Origin of the sequence: Flavobacterium pectinovorum (assembly GCF_006438875.1) — a bacterium.
GTDB classification, from domain to species: Bacteria; Bacteroidota; Bacteroidia; order Flavobacteriales; family Flavobacteriaceae; genus Flavobacterium; species Flavobacterium pectinovorum_A.
The window spans coordinates 355,170-373,195 of the sequence record NZ_RCZH01000006.1 but is presented as its reverse complement, the minus strand read 5'-3'; the positions used below and the strand labels follow the sequence as shown (position 1 = coordinate 373,195).

Here is an 18,026-nt window from a genome sequence, read left to right as displayed (position 1 = left end):
ATAATTAGATAATGCAAATTGGAACTATAAATTTTCAATATAAAAAAAGGCTTTCAAAAATATTGAAAGCCTTTCTCCTTTTTTTAATTATCTAATTTTCTAATTGGCACATTATCTAATTGACACATTATCTAATTAGAGCTTTTTTTCGCACTAAACGAAGCCAAAATATATTTCTGGATCAATTCGTCACTTGGTGATTGTGAATTATAGTTTCCGCCTGTAATAATGGTCACCATATTTTGTTCTTCCCAGATATAAATTTTCTGTCCGCCGTTTCCTTGTGCCGCTTTTCCATTAAATTTAACTCCGTCGACATTTAGGTATTTAATCCACCATAGATAACCATAATTTACGCCCTGAACAACAGAATGTTTGGTAAGTGATTCTTCAACCCAGGCTTTAGAAACAACCTGTTTGCCATTCCACAGCCCTTTATTTAGATAAAGCAAACCAAATTTTGCCATATCACGAGAGGTTAAATATACCTGACAAAAGGTTTCGGCACTTGAAGCATCAGGTTTAAAATTCCATTTAAAATTCTTAATTCCAAGATCTTTAAACAGCGTTTGTTTGGCAAATTCAGGCAAAGGCATTTTTGTCGCTCTTTCGATAATTTTCCCCATTGTGATTGGATTTCCGGAGCAATACATTCCTTTTCCACCCGGAACATCGACCATTGGCAAATCCAAAGTAAATTGAATCCAGTCATCAGAATAATTCATGGTAGTTTCATTCCCTTCAGCTTTAGGATTACTCACATCACAATCCAATCCGCTTTGATTGGTTAAGAGATTTTCAATCGTAATTTGCTTTTTGTCATCGGTAAGATTTTTAAAAGTATAATCAGGAAAATAGGAGAGAACCGTTTCGCTTTTATCTTTAATAAATCCTTTATCAATTGCAATTCCGGTTAATGCCGAAACAAAACTTTTTGTGGCCGAACGAAGCTCGTGCAATTTAGCTTTGTTATTGTCATAGAAATATTCTTCAAAAACTAATTTTCCATCTTTAATAATCAAAACACTGTGAACATTTTGATAAGTTCCGTCGACAATTTTCTGCATCATTTCGTTCAATAATGCTTTATCAAGACCGGTATTATCGAGAGTTCCGGTTACTAAACCATCTAAGTCTTTTTTAGGCGGTTGATATACATATTTATAATCCTTTGAAGCATTTAATCTTGGGTACCACATTTCTTTCGGGAAAATGACTTTTTTGCTGATTAATTTATATGTTTTTTCATCAGAAGTATAACCAGTAATAACAGAAGCTTTATCTCTCAGGAAAATAACTTTTTCTTTGGCCATGTTTAGAAAAACATCTTTTTCAGATGGTTTCAGCGCATATTTACTTTCGTTGATAATCGCATACAAAATCGTGTCTTTTGGCGAAGCGGCAATTTGTAATGTTGTATTGTTTAGATATTCATAAATGCCTTCATACTCTTTTAATTGGTCATAGGTAATTTTAAACTTTTCTTGCGAGTATCCGAAATAAAAAGTCAACAAAAACAGTAGAAGTAAATTGGTTTTTTTCATTCTTTTGGTTTTTAGGTTAGTTACTGGTTATGAAATAATTGACCTCCGAAAAGATATAAAAAAAAGAGACACTTAATTAAAAAATTAGTGTCTCTTTATATAGGGAATTAATTGTAACAATTATTTTATTGTAATTGGTACTTCAACCGTTGTTTTATCCCAGCCTATCACAAGATTTGCAACAGAACCTTCAGTTGTAAAAGCAATTGATAAAGCTTCGATTACAGTTGAAACAGACTTAACCGGAACAGTTACTTTAGCAATATTTTTACTTTCGTCATAAGCATATGCGCCCCACATATCAACTTCTTTATTGATGATAATAGTCCATTTGTCTTTTTCAGGAATGGCAAATAAGCTATAAGAACCGGCAGGAATATTTGTACCTCCAATTGTAACAGCTTTGTAGAATTTGATTTCAGTATTTTCGTTTGCACCAACGCGCCAAACTTCTCCAAACTTAATTAAATCCCCAAAAATAGTACGTCCTTTAACCGAAGGTCTTGAGTAAATTACCTTAATAGCCGGAGATGGATTATCTGTTTTTTTGAATTTTACAGCTTTATTTGGGAAATAAGAAATGTCAACCGGACTTGCGTCAAGCGGAGCAAATTTAACTTCTTGTGCATTGACAGAAAAAGCAGTCAATAAGATAATTATTAATAAATTAAAATTTTTCATAGTTGTAAATGATTTATTATAGTTTACACAAAGTAAGTTAATAATGAAGAAAAATCATATAAGTTATAACCTGTTTTTTGTTAATGAATTGGTAATGGTTATTAGTTTTGCTCTTTTTTCTTCTTTGCGTACCAATTCTGCATGATATAAAAAGCTTTCTTTTTTTGACCGTCATTTGAGATCAGACCTTTTCTGTTATATTCGTCCTGAATTCCCGGTAAAAGTCTTCTAGGAGATCTGAAATCTACCAGAATCCAAGGGCTTGTACCACTAAGATGAGGTATTTTTTCGATCATTTTCAAATTCTGAATGTATAAGTATTCCTGAAATTCCTCAGTCCAGCGCTCATTTTTTTCTCCGTGTAAACCAGCTTTTGCATCACCGCCAAATTCAGAAACAATAACCGGTTTGTTGTATTTTGTTTTCCAGAAGATTTTTTCAGCATCTTCCAAATTTCCGCCGTACCAGCCTAAATATTGATTGAAAGCAATAATATCCAAATAATCACCAATTGCATCGTTGATAGTTCCAAATCCGGCGCTGTCACTTTGCGTCAATAAAGCCGCGCTGATTAATCTTGTATTGTCCAGAGATTTGGTGTGATCGACTAATTTTTTGATAAAAGCATTTCTGGCGTCAGATATTGGAGTTTCATTTGCCATCGACCAGATAATAATACAAGCCCTGTTTTTATCTCTCGTAATAGCTGCCGTCAATTGATCTTCGGCATTTTTGTAAGTAGCTTCTCTTGTAAATTCAACAGTCCAATATACCGGAATCTCTTCCCAAACCATTAATCCCATTTTATCAGCCGCTCTGATAATATTTTCGTTATGCGGATAATGTGCCAAACGAACATAATTACAACCCAATTCTTTAGCCCAGTTTAGTAAACGTAAAGCATCTTCCTCAGAATTGGCACGTCCGCCTTTTGCATTTTCTTCGTGAATCGAGATACCTCGTAAGAAGATTTGTTTTCCGTTTAATAAAATTTTGTCCTCTTGCGTTTCAATCGTTCTGAAACCAATATTATCTTTCAGTTTTTCTCCGTTGTAATTGATCGTTACATCATATAATTTTGGATTTTCAGGAGACCAATAAGAGATTTTTTTAGCAGGAATTTCAAAATTTACAATTCCGTCAGCGCCAACTTTTCCTTTGTAATTAATTTTTAATTCGGGAATAGAAATCGTTACCGCATTCAACGCAGGATTAGAATTACTGATTTTAACAAAACCCGAAATCAATTCCTTGTTACCTTTTTTAAGCTGAATATTGTAGTCTTCTACAAAAGAATCATTCTCTTCAATCAAAGTCACATCGCGCGTGATTCCGCCATAATTCCACCAATCTGTGTTAATAGTCGGAACATCTTCTTTATGTCTTGTATTATCCACTTTAATAACCAAATAATTGTCCTTTGGTTTTACAATCGAAGTAACTTCATAATTAAAAGGTGTAAAACCGCCTTCATGAGTTCCAAGTTTTTTTCCGTTCAAATAAACATCAGCTTTGTAATTGATGGCACCCAAATAAACAAAAAGACGTTTTTTAGCTTTCAAATCATAATCAAAAGATTTCTTGAACCAAACATTTCCTTCGTAATATTTAAGCTCCGGAACTTGCGAAGTCCAATCGCCCGGAATATTTATTTTTGGAGATTTATCAAAATCATATTCCACCAATTCTTGTTTATTTACCGCATGATAATTATTGAAATAAGCAGCATTGGAAGGTTTTGCCTGTTTATCATATTGATCGTGATGAAAGCTGTAAAAACCAGTTTCATAAGGATCGACAATATAATTCCAAACGCCATTTAAAGAAGTTGTGTTTCTATTGGGAACATTGGAGATTAGACTTTGATTTTGCGCTTGCGCGAAAATTGAAAAGGTTAGGAGTAATGTGGTTATTAGTTTTTTCATTAGTAAAATTGTTTTTGTTTTTATTTTTTTTCTGCCACGAAGGCACTAAGGCACAAAGTTTTTTTGTTTCACGCAGATTTGTTCCTTTTTTGTCATTTCGACGGAGGAGAAATCACACCAGAAGCTCCACATGCAAAATCGCCAATCTTTGTCGAGTTGTATGTGTAATTTCTCCTCCGTCGAAATTGACAAGTCAGCCCTTAATACAGATGATAAAAAATCTGCGATATCTGCTTAAATCATTTTAAAATCTGCGTGAAACAAAAAAATATGCAAAATCGCTAATCTTTGTCGAGTTCTATGTGTAATTTCTCCTCTGTCGAAATTGACAAGTCAGCCCTTAATACAGATGATTAAAAATCTGCGCAAATCTGCTTAAATCATTTTAAAATCTGCGTGAAACAAAAAAATATGCAAAATCGCTAATCTTTGTCGAGTTCTATATGTGATTTCTCCTCCGTCGAAATGACAAGTCAGCCCTTAATACAGATGATAAAAAATCTGCTCAATCTGCAAAATCTGCGAGAAAAAAAAAACTTTGTGCCTTAGCGACTTCGTGGCATTATTTTTATTGTGGCATTATTTTCAAATATTCTCCTTTAAAGCTCTGATTCAAAGCCGTCATTTCAATCGGTATTCCCGAACCATCAGGAACAACTTCAATAGACGCTTTTCCGTTTGCCATTTGAATCGATTCACTTCCTGTTGGCGTTCCTTGATTTTTCATTGTTTTTCCGCCTTTCAAACACTGAAAATAAACACTTTCTTCATAATCCAGACAACGCAAATTACCATTATCAATCGCAATTGCTGTAACCAGATAATTGCCATTTTTTAATTTTTCGAATGATAACTGTAAAGAAGTCGCCGTATCATTTTTCTTAAAGCGATAATTTATCTTTAAAGTATCCGAAACTTTTTTGCCATCTTTAGTCTCACCAATAGCAATCAGCGTGTTTTCTCCCTTTAAAAAATTCACGTCCCAAGTTAAACCATTTGCAGGATATAGCGAAAGATTTCTTTGTTTTTCTCCAAGAGATTTTCCTTGATGATAAAGCGTAACCTTCTCACAATTACTGAAAACGCTCAAAGTTCTTGGCGTATTTTCAGGTCCTTGACGCTCCGTCCAGGTATGGGATTCTATGTAAGTAAAAGGTACTGCGCTCCAATAACTTTTAAAAACGTAATAAGCATCTTTCGGAATTCCGTTTCGGTCTACAAGTCCTTTTTGATTCATATACGGAATAGCATCTTCGGGGCGCAATGGCGTTGCAAAATCCTTAAACGCCCACTGAATGTTACCCACAAACATCGGGTCGTTCTCGGATATATGCAAATGCCAATCGAATAAATCAACGATATAATTCTCGCTCCAATCGCCAATTTGAGCAATATTTGCCACTTTGGTTTGTACAATTGCTTCTTCCCAGCCTTCGGCTTTTATGACGTTTTCACCCGTAATTGGGTTTTCGCTGTGACGCCCCACGTGACTATCTCCACCATATTCGGCATGGATAAAATGTTTGTATTCTTTTTTGTAAACATCAATTGCTTTTTGATAGCTTTTATAACTTCCGGAATACCAGCCAGACCAGATAGAAGGAGAGAAGACATCGACAATTTGCGAACCTTCATAATATTTTCTAATTGCCGTTTTTCGGCTTGGATCCATTTTGTGAGCAATATTGTTTAATTCTGTCAGGAATGCATTTGTCTTTTCGGTATTATCACCATCAGGAAAATCAGGAAGCCAGTTCATTTCGTTACCCAAAGACCAGATAATAATACTTGGGTGATTGTAATTTTGATTGATAATTTCGGCAAGCATATTTTTAGTATTCGTTTGCCAAAGTTCATCACCAATTCCGCCGCGACACCACGGCAATTCATCCCAAACCAAAAGACCAAGTTCATCACAAGCTTTATAAATTTCAGGATCTTGCGGATAATGCGCCAAGCGAACAAAGTTTGCGCTCATACTTTTAATAGATTCCATATCGGCACGATGTTGCGCGTTGCTCATTGCGGCTCCAACTCCGGCTTGTTCCTCATGACGATGTGTACCACGAATCAGCAATCTTTTTCCGTTAAGAAAAAAAGGTCCGTGATCTTTAAATTCAAACCATCTAAAACCTACTTTTTCAGCAACAGTATCTTTAATTTGATTTTTCTCTGATAAAAAAGCGGTAACCGAATATAGATTCGGTTTTTCCGTATCCCAAAGCTCCGGATTTTTGATATTTTCAAATTTAATAGAAGAAGTTTTATCCAAAACAGAAACCGTTTTACTCGCAACTTTTTTCCCTTTCGGATTTTTAAGAATGACCGTTAACGATAAAGCTGCAGAATTTTCAGGATTCACAATAGATGCCAAAATATTTACAGAAGCATTTTTTGCAGAAACCTGAGGTGTTGTAATTTTTAAATTATCAATATGGTTTTTATATTGAGATACGAACCAAACATCTCTTGTGATTCCTCCATAAATAAAAAAATCACTCTTTTGAGACGGAATAATTTCAATATCATAACTATTGTCTACACGAACAAAAATATCGTTATTTCCCTCGTTTATGAAGTTGGTAATATTGATGCTAAAACCAATATATCCGCCAATATGTCCTCCGGCTTCTTTACCGTTTACATATACTTTTGTAGTAATATTTGATCCTTCAAAATATAAAGAATAACGTTGGTTTTTATCTATTTTCGGAATATTCAATTTCTTTTGATACCAACTTGCATCACGTCGGTAACCCGGATTCAGGTCCGTTGCATCTTCGGCATTCCAGGTGTGGGGTAAATTTAAAGAAGTCCAATTTGTCGCTTTTTGGGCTTCGTTAAGGTTTAAAGTATGGTTTTCTAAATAAAGCCAATTGTCATTAATATTCATTTTTGTCTGAGCAAAAATACTGCTCAGACAAATCTGAAAAAAAAACAAAAGCGCAAAAGTGTAATTTTTCATAAATTTTTAGGTTCAGAGGTTTTCAGGTTCTAAGGTTCAAAGGTTCAAAGGTTCAAAGGTTCTCAGGTTCAAAAGGCTGAAAAACCTTTGGCGCTCTGTAACTTTGTACCTCTGCACCTTTGAACCTTTGTACCTCTGAACCTTTAATATTTACTTTTTCTCAATAACGCTTCCAGAAAATAATAATCGGCATAGATTATAGGTTCGTCAATTTCGTCGTGTTTTGGCCAGTTTCCGGTGCTGTGATCCAGAATAAAAGGCGCTTTTACATTTGGACTCAAAACATATTTATCAGAACTTAAGGATGCGATTATTTTATCGGCGAAAGCCAAATAACTTTTGTTTTTAGTATAGCTGTAAAGTTCATATAAACCCGAAGCCATAACAGCCGCCGCAGATGCATCACGTGGTGAATTTGGAATACTCGGATCTTTAAAATCCCAATACGGAATCCCGTCTTCCGGTAAGTTTTTATTGTTCATGAAAAATTGCGCTGTTGCTTCGGCTTGTTTTAAATAAGCGGGATCTTTGGTATATCTGTAACACATTGTAAATCCATAAACCGCCCAACCTTGCCCACGCGCCCAAACCGAATCATCGTTATATCCCTGAAGCGTAGTTTTCTTTCTTACCGCTCCCGTATTTGGATCATAATCGATAACATGATAACAACTATTGTCTGCTCTAAACTGGTTTTTAAGTGTAGTATTGGCGTGTTTTACAGCAATATCATGATACTTTTGATTTCCTGATAATTTTGAGGCTTCAAAAAGCAATTCCAGATTCATCATATTGTCTATAATTACTGGGAAATCCCAAACATCTTTATTAAAATCCCAAGATCGTAATGAACCTACTTGTGCATTAAATCGTGTACATAATGTTTCGGCACCTTTAATGATAACGTCTTTGTATTCTTGCTTGTTTTCCACTTTTAGCGCTTCACCAAAACTGCAAAACACTTTGAATCCAACGTCGTGCGAATTACTATTTACACTTTCTTTTTTGCTAAAAGGAGTCCATTTTTCGGCTTGTTCTTTATATTTTTTATTGCCTGTAAGACGGTACAATTGCCACAAGTTTCCGGCAAAAAATCCGCTTGTCCAGTCTCTTGAAGGAACTTTTTTAATCAGATCGCTTTTTATGGTCATACTTCTTGGCATCGACATAGAATCTACGGGATATTCCAGTAACATTTTGTATCTCGCGTCGAGAAGATTATCTGTGGTTGCCGAGGTAACTTTTGTCTTAGAATTAATTCCGGATTTGCACGCTGTCGCCAGCAGTGCAAACCCAAGAATTAAAGAAATGAAACTAACTTTATTCATACTTACTAATCTTATTTTTTTGAATTAAAAATTGAGAATTAAAAATTAAAAAATCTGCGATCGTTTTGTCGTTTTGATTTTGATGATAAAAACTTTTTTTTTCAGGAGCTAATCCGGCTATTCGTTTCAAACGAAGTTCACTGAACTCCGAAATAAAATAAAAATTAAGTGAAGTAATCTTTTGTGTCCGCCGCGGCGGACACAAAAGGATTTCCTCCCGAAGCTTCGGGACTATCGGGGCTAGGCAATCATTTTCATAACAATATTTTCGTCTAGTTTGTCATTTCGACCGGAGGGAGAAATCACACTCGGGATTCGACAAAGATTGGCGATTTTGCATGGAGAGTTTCGTGTGTGATTTCTCCTCCGTCGAAATGACAAAACGATTGCAGATTTTTTAATTTTTAATTCTAAATTTTTAATTCATTTTTAATGTTTTAATACCCAGGATTGTTTGGAGCTAAATTAGGATTGATTGCTAACTCAGTTCCCGGCAATGGGAATAAATAATCTTTGTTCGGATTAAAATTCGCATGTGGTTCTAAACCGTTTGGACCAAAAACTTCAGGTCCGTTTTGCAGCCTTTTGATATCATACCATCTGATGTATTCAAAAGCAAATTCTAATCTTCTTTCGTCAATTACCATTTTTCTAAAGTCTGATTGTGATAATCCCGGCGCTACATTTGCAGGAAACGAAACCTGTTTTCCGGCTTTATTTCTTGCTCTTGCACGCACTCGGTTTACATAACCATTAGCTTCCGCAGTTCCCGGAGTGATTTCGTTTAGAGCTTCTGCCGCGGTCAATAATACTTCTGCAAAACGCATTGTAATATAATTGTGTTGCGAAGTTCTTCCGTTAGCGCCTGCTTTTCCCGGAAAACGGTAATATTTTGCAATATGCGGACGTGGCGCTTTTTCATTATCACTTGAAGGGAAAATTTTCAATTCTCCACCTACTTTTTTTCTAATAATAGTATCAAAACTCACAGCACGTCTGTAATCTCTTTGATCCCAAGTATTAAATACTTTTAAAGAAGGCACAGCAACCGAAAATCCTTGTCCGTAGCTATAAGTCTCATCTTTAAGCGAACCCGTAAAAAATGCCGTATAATCCTGACCGTAATTTCCTGATACTAAGTTATTAAAATCAATTGTAAACAAAGGCTCTTTTAACGAAGCTGCTTTTGTAGCATTAAATAAATCCTGAAAATCTGCATCTAATCCTAAACCAAATTTTGCTTCATTAGTAATAACGTATTTAGCTTCATCATAAGCCTTTTGGTAATTTTTTAAAGTCAAATAAACAGAAGCCAAATAACCTGCAGCAGTACCTTTTCCGGGAACAGCTTTTACTTTTGGTTTATCGTCTAAGTATTGTTTTGCAAATTCTAAATCTGCAATGATTTTAAGATAAACATCAGCTTCTTTGGTTCTTTTTAGAGAATTTACCTGAGAAACGTCATTAACCACAAAATCAACATACGGAATATCTCCAAAGATTCGAACCAGATGATAATACGTAAAAGCCCTTGCAAAGTGAGCCTGAGCTACAATTGCATTTACTTTTGCAGGATCTCCCGGTGTTTTTTTGGCACCTTCAATGGCTTGATTTGCAGCAGTAATAATGATGTAGGATTGTGGCCAGAAGTTCGCAACAAGTCCGTTAGTATCATTCATTTTCATGTCATTAACGTCGATACGTGCCGCCTGAGTGGTTCTGTCGCCAATATCAGCCATATCATCGCGCAACATCAGGGCAATTGTAAATTCGCGTCCCCAATAATTATTGTGAGCAATGTTGGCAAAAGCTCCATTTACGGCAGCTTGTAAGTCATCAGTATTGTTAAAGAAATTGTCAGGACGAATAATTCCGACTGGGTGTTCTTCAAGATCAGAACATCCAAAAGCGAATATTCCCAAGAAAAGAAAAGCTATATATTTTTTCATAATATTATTTTTTAGGTATTGGGTGTAATAATTTAACACATAGTCCCGAAGCTTCGGGATAGCTTTTCGGAACACTAAATAAGGCATTTCACTTGCATTAATAATCATAGCATTTTGCGTAGAGCTATGTGTGAAAACTAGTTTTTTTAATTTCCTCCTTTTGAGAAATAAAAACCTCTGTTTCTATGTGTTTAATATTATTTTTTAAACTAAAATTTTAAATTAAATCCGAAAGTAAAAGTTCTCACATTTGGATAACTTCCGTACTCTAAACCTAAGTTGGTATTACTTCTCGCATTAGTATCATTCAGGTAATTTCCTTCAGGATCAGAACCCGGATAATCCGTAATTGTCCAAAGGTTTTGCGCACTGATGTAAAAACGAACTTTACTCAAACCAATTTTCGAAACCACTTTTTCGTCTAAACTATATCCTATCGAAACGTTTTTTAGACGAATATAACTTCCATCATACACAAATCTTGAGGTAACTCTTTTTGTTCTTGCAGCATTTGCAGGAACATTAGTATCTGTGTGCGTTGGCGTCCATGCATCAAGAACTTCAGTGGTTGCATTGTTGTTTCCTGATGCCAATTCCATTAAAGTATAATTCAGGATTTGGTTTCCTTCAGAGCCTTGAAAGAAGATATTCAGGTCAAGATTTTTATAGGTGAAATCATTGTTTAAACCAAAGATAAAATCAGGATTTGGATTTCCGATAATCGTTTTATCCTGAGAATCCAGTTTTCCGTCACCGTTTACATCTTTGAATTTTTCTCCACCCGGAGCCGTTTCAAAATTCCCCGGAAGAACCGTTTCGCCTTGTTGAATTACACCATCATAAATAAAACCGTAGAAAGAACCAACTGGCTGTCCAATTCTCAAAATCTGAGAATCTGTGGCTAGAAAATGCCCAGGCGTAGAGTTGATTATAAGATCTTTATTATCGGCTAATTTCAACATTTTATTCTTGTTCGAAGAGATGTTGAAACTTGTTGACCAAGTGAAATCAGCACCAATAAAGTTTTTAGAATTAATTCCCAATTCCCAACCTTTGTTTTCTAATTCTCCAACGTTTTGAAGCTGAGAGGCAATTCCTGAAACTCCCGGTAAAGGTCTGTTGAACAACAAATCTTTAGTAATTGTTTTATAATAATCTGCCGTAAGGCTAATTCTGTTATCAAATAAACCTAAATCGATTCCGTAATCTTGTTGATAAGAGGTTTCCCATTTTAGATTCGGGTTATTCAATGAAGTCAATTGAACCGCATTTACAATCACGTCACCGCTTACATCATAAATTTCAGAAAATCTCGATAAAGTAGAGTAGGCGCCAATAGATGGATTTCCGGTTGCACCATAACTCGCTCTCAATTTAAGATTTGAAATTGTTTTGTTGTCTTTCAGAAAGTTTTCCTTACCAATATTCCAACCCACAGCTCCCGAAGGGAAAGTTCCGTATTTGTAGTTTTCACTAAAGCTTGACGAACCATCACGACGCGCTGTAAACGTAAATAAATATTTGTCGTCATAATCAAAATTCAACCTTCCGAAAGCCGAAATTAATTCCGTTTCAGATAAATTAGAATCAGGTTTTAAAAATACAGTTCCGGCACCTAAATTATGGTATGAATTTGTATTCGTCAAAAATCCTCTTGAAGCAGCATATGAACTTTCGTTTTTGTTTTTTTGATACGAATAACCACCAAGAACCGTCAGGATTCCTTTTGCGATAATTTCTTTTTTATACGTCAGATAATTTTCCGTTAGGAAAGAAGAAAATCGAGTATTGTTTACAGAAGCTTCACCCTTTATATTTTTTCCTGCAATCAAAGTTGATGGAATATATCGACCAGTTTGAGAGTTATTATCGGTTAGACCTAAAGTAGTTTTAAAGTCTAAGTCTTTAGTAATTTTATATTGAGCAAAGAAATTTGATCTGTTTACAATAGAAACAGTTTCCAGAATATTTTCCATTGCCGTTGCATACGGATTATCAATATCGTCCCCAATTGGAGCCGTTGTGGTATAAGATCCGTCTTCGTTATAAATTCCTTTATCAGGCATGAATCTGTAAGCCGCAGCAATTACACCAGCAGCACCAGTTCCTCCCGCACTTGTTTGGGAAACAATTCCATCTTTGTTTTGTTTGCTTTGAAATAAATTCAAACCAACTTTAAATCGGTCAGATAAATCAGCTTCAAGATTACTTACGATCGTATATTTATCGATTCCGGAATTAATTACAACCCCATTTTGATTAAAGTAGTTTCCTGAAACATAATATCTCACATTCTCAGATCCTCCGGAGAACGAAAGCGAAGTATTCGAAATCATTCCTTCACGATAAATTACATCCTGCCAATCTGTGTTCTCACCGCCCGGAGTATGTGATGTAAAGCTTTTTCTATACGCCACAAACTGATCTCCGGTTAATAAATCCAGTTTATGATTTACAGATTGTACCGAAGTTGAGTTACTGAATTCGATCACAGGTTTTCCTGGTTTACCTTTTTTGGTTGTAACCATAATAACCCCGTTTGAACCTCGTGATCCATAAATAGCCGTTGCAGACGCATCTTTAAGAACCTCAATAGAAGCAATATCCTGAGGCGCCGGCATAGAAACACCTGCAAAACCGTCAACTACAATAAGTGCATCACCGCTCGCATTGATCGAAGTTCCACCACGAACCCTGATTTTTACAGGAGCACCCGGTTCACCACCATTATTCGATTGTACTGAAACCCCCGCTGCACGACCTTGCAAAGCCTGTTCAGCATTTAATAAAGGATAAGCAGTCAGTTCTTTTGCCGTTACAGAGGATACAGATCCAGTAATATCGCTTTTTTTACGCGTACCGTAACCTACAACAATAACTTCATCAAGATTTTTAGTATCAGGTTTTAAGCTTACGTTTACGACAGTTTTATTTCCTACCGGAACTTCTACAGTTTGATATCCTACAAAGTTAAAAACTAAAACAGCATTTTTTTCAGAAACAAAAACACTGAAATTCCCATCCATATCCGCAGTTCCTCCCACAGATGAGCCTTTAACATATACATTCGCACCAGGAAGCCCGAGTAAATCTTCGCTCGAAGTAACTTTTCCGGTCACTTTTCTTTCCTGTGCATTCACAATGATATTTCCCAGTAAAAAAACTACCAGAAAGCACCATTTAAGCGACTTAATTTTTTGGTTTGTAAACATTCATTTTTTGGTTTAAGGTTAATGTTAGATAAAATAAAAAAGCAATAAACTCATTCCTATTATTAGCAATACAAATAAAATTTGAAGCAATATGAATTTTGTTTTTTTGAATTTCATACCGCAAATGTATATTTCGAAAACGATATAGAAATACAAAAAAGGGTATCTAAAAATACAGATACCCTTTTTTAAGCCTTGAAAACACTGGAATTTTTAAAATACCGACATTGGTTTCGAAAATTTGTCAGCAAATTGTGACGGAGTTTCTCCATATCTTTTTTGGAAGCATTTGCTAAAGTATTTCGGATTGTTAAAACCAACTTTATAACTCACTTCTGAGATGTTTAATTTGTTTTGTTCTAAAAGTTGCGCCGCACGTTTTAATCGAATTTCATGAATAAATTCGTTTGGCGTATAATTCGTCCAAGCTTTAATTTTTAAGAATAGCATCGTACGGCTAACGCCCAATTCTGAACAGAAAAACGGAATATCAAAAAGCTCGTTCGAGATATTATCTTCGACAATCTTAAATGCTTTTTTCAATAATTCCTCGTCCAGAGAAGAAACCGTGATTTCTGACGGAATAAAATTGTCTTCGCTTGAAAATTTAAGTTTCAGTCTTTCGGTAGAATTCAAAAGGTTTTTTACGCGAAGTTTAAATTCTATTAAATTAAATGGTTTACTGATATAATCATCTGCACCGCTTTCCAACCCTTCAAATTTATAGACTAATGATGATCTCGAAGTCAGTAAAATTACCGGAATATGACTCGTTTTTAGATTTTCTTTTATTCTAGAACAAAGTTCAGTTCCTACCATTTCCGGCATAATAACATCACTGATAATTAAATTCGGAACATATTGCAGGGCTTTTTCCAAAGCGACTTTTCCGTTATCAGCCTCAATAATATTATACTCTTTTTTAAGTAGGTTTTTCATGAAAGTTCTCAAAACCTTATGATCTTCAACAATTAGAATTGTTTGTTTTTCGGCATTGACAACAAGATCGTCAATGTCTTCATGAATTGCGATTTCCTGTGTTTCCAGTTGAGCCGTATATTGGGCAATATCATCGCTTATTTTGAAATCTTCGATGATTTCGCTGTCCAAAAGATGCGCGCGACCCAACGGAAGCGTGACTTTAAAAACAACACCTTCCGGTTTTTTATTGATCACATCGATGCTTCCTTTATGAAGTTTTACAATGTTTTTGACAATAGAAAGTCCAATTCCTGTTCCTTTATTGTAATTTTTCTGAACGTTATTGTGTAGCGGAACTTCAAAAAACAAGTCAAAAATTTTATCAATATGTTCCTCGGCAATTCCAACTCCGGAATCTTCAACCGCAATAAAAAGATTCTCGTGATCGTGATTGATTTTAATGTTGATATTTCCACCTTTTGGAGTATATCTAAAAGCGTTTGAAATCAAATTATAAAAAACACGCTCTAATTTATAACGATCAAAATACACCAGAATTTCCTCTTCAGACGATTCAAAAGTGTATGTATAGCCGCCGTCTTTGGCATATTCGATAAAAGACAAAAAGATTTCTTTAGTGAATTTTACAATATTTCCGTTAGCCGATTCCAGCGTAACCTGATCGTTTTCGAGTTTCCTAAAATCCATTAAGCGATTAATCAGGCTCAAAAGATGATTTGCGCTTCCTTCAATAACCAACAGTTTTTTGTACATTTCATTCGTTCCGTTATAATCGCCTAAAATCTGTTGTAACGGTCCTAAAATCAAAGTCAAAGGCGTTCTGAATTCATGCGAAATATTGGTGAAAAAGTCGAGTTTTGCACGATTATTTTCTTCGATACGTTTCGTTTCCAGATATTCCAGTTCCAGTTTTTGTTTCAGGCGAGCTTTCGATTTCATAATCCAGATTAAACCGTATAATCCCAAACCTATAACAATTCCATAAAATAAAAATGCCCAAATACTGCGCCACGGAGCAGGTTTTACAACAACTGTTAATGTAGTCGGAATGTGATTCCAAACGCCGTCATTGTTGGCGCCGCGAACTTCAAAACGATACGTTCCAGGATTCTGAATTGCAAATATGGCTTCGGTGTTTTTGGTAATCGTCCAGTTGTTTTCTAAGCCAATTAGACGATAACTGTATTGATTGTTTTTGGATCGAATGTAATTTGGAATCGCAAAACTAATCGAGAAATTTGCCTTGTCGTAATTCAAAGTTATATTTCGGGTATAACCAATGCTTTTCTCCAGAATTTTATCTTTTCCGTTTGGATTAATGGTCTCGTTTTTAATTTTCAAACTTGTAATTAAAACCTGAGGCGCATAGTCATTCAAAGAGATTTTCTTGGCATCAAAATAAGTAGCTCCAGACGGACTTCCGAAATAAAACTTATTCGAATCTAATTTTAAAGCTGCATTGTCATTAAATTCATTACTCGCCAAACCATCTTTCTGGTCATAAAGAACGAGCTTTTTCAGCGTTGTACTGTATTTTATAATTCCCTGATTAGTACTAATCCAAAGGTTTTTTTCAGCATCTTCAAGAATAGAATGAATCGAAGTGATAATCGTGTTTCCTACTTTAAGATTGATTTTGTTAAATTTTTTTCCATCAAAATAATGCAATCCTTTGGCTTTAGTTCCAACCCAAACTTTGTTTTGACTGTCCTTAAATAACGTTAGAATATCATCGCCGGACAAAGCCGAAGCATCAAAAAAGTAATGTTCTATTACATATTTATTTTGCTGAAAATCCTTTAGCGAAATACAATTCAGACCGTTTTGAGTTCCAATCCAAAGTTTATTTTTATCAACCAAAATAGTTCGAACGATATTATTCGTCAGGAAATTGGCGGAAGCCGAATCATTCCCAATGACCTGAAAAGTTTTGGAAATCGTGTTATACCGAATCAAACCTTTGCCAAAAGTACCAATCCATAAAATTCCGTTACCTTCTGTTTTAAGGGAATAAACACCACTTTCTTTCAGTAAATCACTTAATTCAGGAGCAATTCTATTGTCTTCAATTCTTTTTGAAATCGTGTTATAAGCCGATAATCCCTTAGAGAAAGTTCCAATCCAGAGAATATTATCTTCAGAAAGGCACATTGATTTAATGTCGTTTTTATTCGTCTGATTTGTTTTACTGTTGATGTAACTTACGGCTTCGGTATTTTTGTTGAAAATCGTAATTCCGCCGCCTTCGGTTCCAAAATAAATATTCTGATTCTTGTCTGAAATAATCGAACTTACGACATCAAAACTCATCGGAAGCTTTTTAGAATTCTGATTGTAATTCGAGAAATTCACATTTGAAACATCCCAAATATTCACGCCTTTATAATAACAGCCAATCCAAACCGAACCTTTTTTATCAATAAATACCGATTTTACCTTATCGATTCCGTTATTATTGGTACTGTTATTTATTTTCTGAATGCTCTTGTCTTTTCCTAAAATATAGATTCCGTCATAAGCTCCAATCCATAAAGAACCTTGATTATCAAAAGCTAGAGAACGAATATCAGTATTGATTTCTTTGTATTTATCAGCAGGTAAAAAAGAAATAAATTTGTTATCAGAAGTGTCAAATTTTAAAAGCCCTTTGTTTTTTGTTCCAATCCATAAATTCCCGTCATTATCTTCTTTTAGAGATTGAACATTAATAAGATCAGTATTGTTTAAACGATAATTTATAAAAGAAAGTTTCCCGAATTTCCTGCTTTTTACCAGACATAAACCTTTGGTGGTTCCAACCCAAATTTTTCCACTTTTGGTTTTTAAAATAGTGGTAATATTATTACTCGCCAATGTTGAATTATCAGTATCCGAATGAAAAACAGAGGTAAATTTACCTGTATTTCTATTATAAATCGTCAATCCTTTTGACGTACCAAACCACATTTCGTTGTTGATTTTCCTGATCGACCAAACGGCGTTATTGCTGATTGTATGATTGGTTTTGGTGTGCAAATATCTTTTAAAAGTATTCGTAACCGGATCATAACAGTTTAATCCGTTGTAGGTTCCAACCCAAATTTCCCCTGTATTATCCTCTTCAATAGACAAAATATCATTGTTGCTGATCGAGGTTTTATCTGTAACATCATTTCTATAAACAGTAAATCGGCTTCCATCATATTTATTAAGCCCGTCGCGGGTTCCAAACCACATTTGCCCAAATTTATCCTGATGAATAGCAATGACAGAACTCTGCGAAAGCCCGTCAGTAGTAGAAATATTTTTTAGGCGGTATTTATTTTGAGAGAATATATTCCCGGAAATAAATAGGATTACGAGAAAGGCTATTTTGTATTTCATAGCTTTTTTTTAAGGTGCAAAAGTTCAGAGTTGCAAAGGTTCAAAGGCTTTTTAGCCACGAATTCACGAATTTTTTATAATTATTATGCGCAATCATTCGTGAATTCGTGGCTATTT

General features: G+C 35.0%; 8 protein-coding genes. All 8 read right to left on the bottom strand.

Annotated features, from left to right (window positions below; genetic code table 11):
- Positions 1-131 precede the first annotated feature (131 nt).
- The 8 genes from EAH81_RS11215 to EAH81_RS11180 all read right to left on the bottom strand — a co-directional run bounded on the left by EAH81_RS11215 (position 132) and on the right by EAH81_RS11180 (position 17,909).
- Positions 132-1,544 (bottom strand): serine hydrolase domain-containing protein, encoded by a 1,413-nt coding sequence (locus tag EAH81_RS11215; RefSeq protein ID WP_140506990.1) that lies wholly within the window; start codon positions 1,542-1,544, stop codon positions 132-134.
- A 120-nt stretch (positions 1,545-1,664) separates the two neighbouring features.
- Positions 1,665-2,225, bottom strand: a complete 561-nt coding sequence (locus EAH81_RS11210; protein ID WP_140506987.1) for a DUF2911 domain-containing protein — start codon at positions 2,223-2,225, stop codon at positions 1,665-1,667.
- Positions 2,226-2,326: 101 nt separating this feature from the next.
- Entirely contained in the window at positions 2,327-4,150 is a 1,824-nt protein-coding gene (locus EAH81_RS11205; RefSeq protein ID WP_140506985.1) for a glycoside hydrolase family 2 protein, read from the bottom strand.
- Positions 4,151-4,718: 568 nt separating this feature from the next.
- The gene (locus tag EAH81_RS11200; RefSeq protein ID WP_140506983.1) at positions 4,719-7,115 is read right to left on the bottom strand and encodes a glycoside hydrolase family 2 protein; all 2,397 of its coding nucleotides are present in this window, start codon (positions 7,113-7,115) and stop codon (positions 4,719-4,721) included.
- Positions 7,116-7,258: 143 nt separating this feature from the next.
- Positions 7,259-8,443, bottom strand: coding sequence for a glycoside hydrolase family 88 protein (locus tag EAH81_RS11195; protein ID WP_140506980.1), 1,185 nt, complete (start codon positions 8,441-8,443; stop codon positions 7,259-7,261).
- Between the two features lie 437 nt (positions 8,444-8,880).
- Positions 8,881-10,392, bottom strand: a complete 1,512-nt coding sequence (locus EAH81_RS11190) for a RagB/SusD family nutrient uptake outer membrane protein (protein ID WP_140506978.1) — start codon at positions 10,390-10,392, stop codon at positions 8,881-8,883.
- Between the two features lie 209 nt (positions 10,393-10,601).
- Positions 10,602-13,604, bottom strand: a complete 3,003-nt coding sequence (locus tag EAH81_RS11185; RefSeq protein WP_140506975.1) for a SusC/RagA family TonB-linked outer membrane protein — start codon at positions 13,602-13,604, stop codon at positions 10,602-10,604.
- A gap of 213 nt (positions 13,605-13,817) precedes the next feature.
- Positions 13,818-17,909 carry a two-component regulator propeller domain-containing protein gene (locus tag EAH81_RS11180; protein ID WP_140506973.1) on the bottom strand — a complete coding sequence of 1,364 codons (4,092 nt, stop codon included), beginning with the start codon at positions 17,907-17,909 and terminating at the stop codon, positions 13,818-13,820.
- Positions 17,910-18,026: the final 117 nt, after the last annotated feature.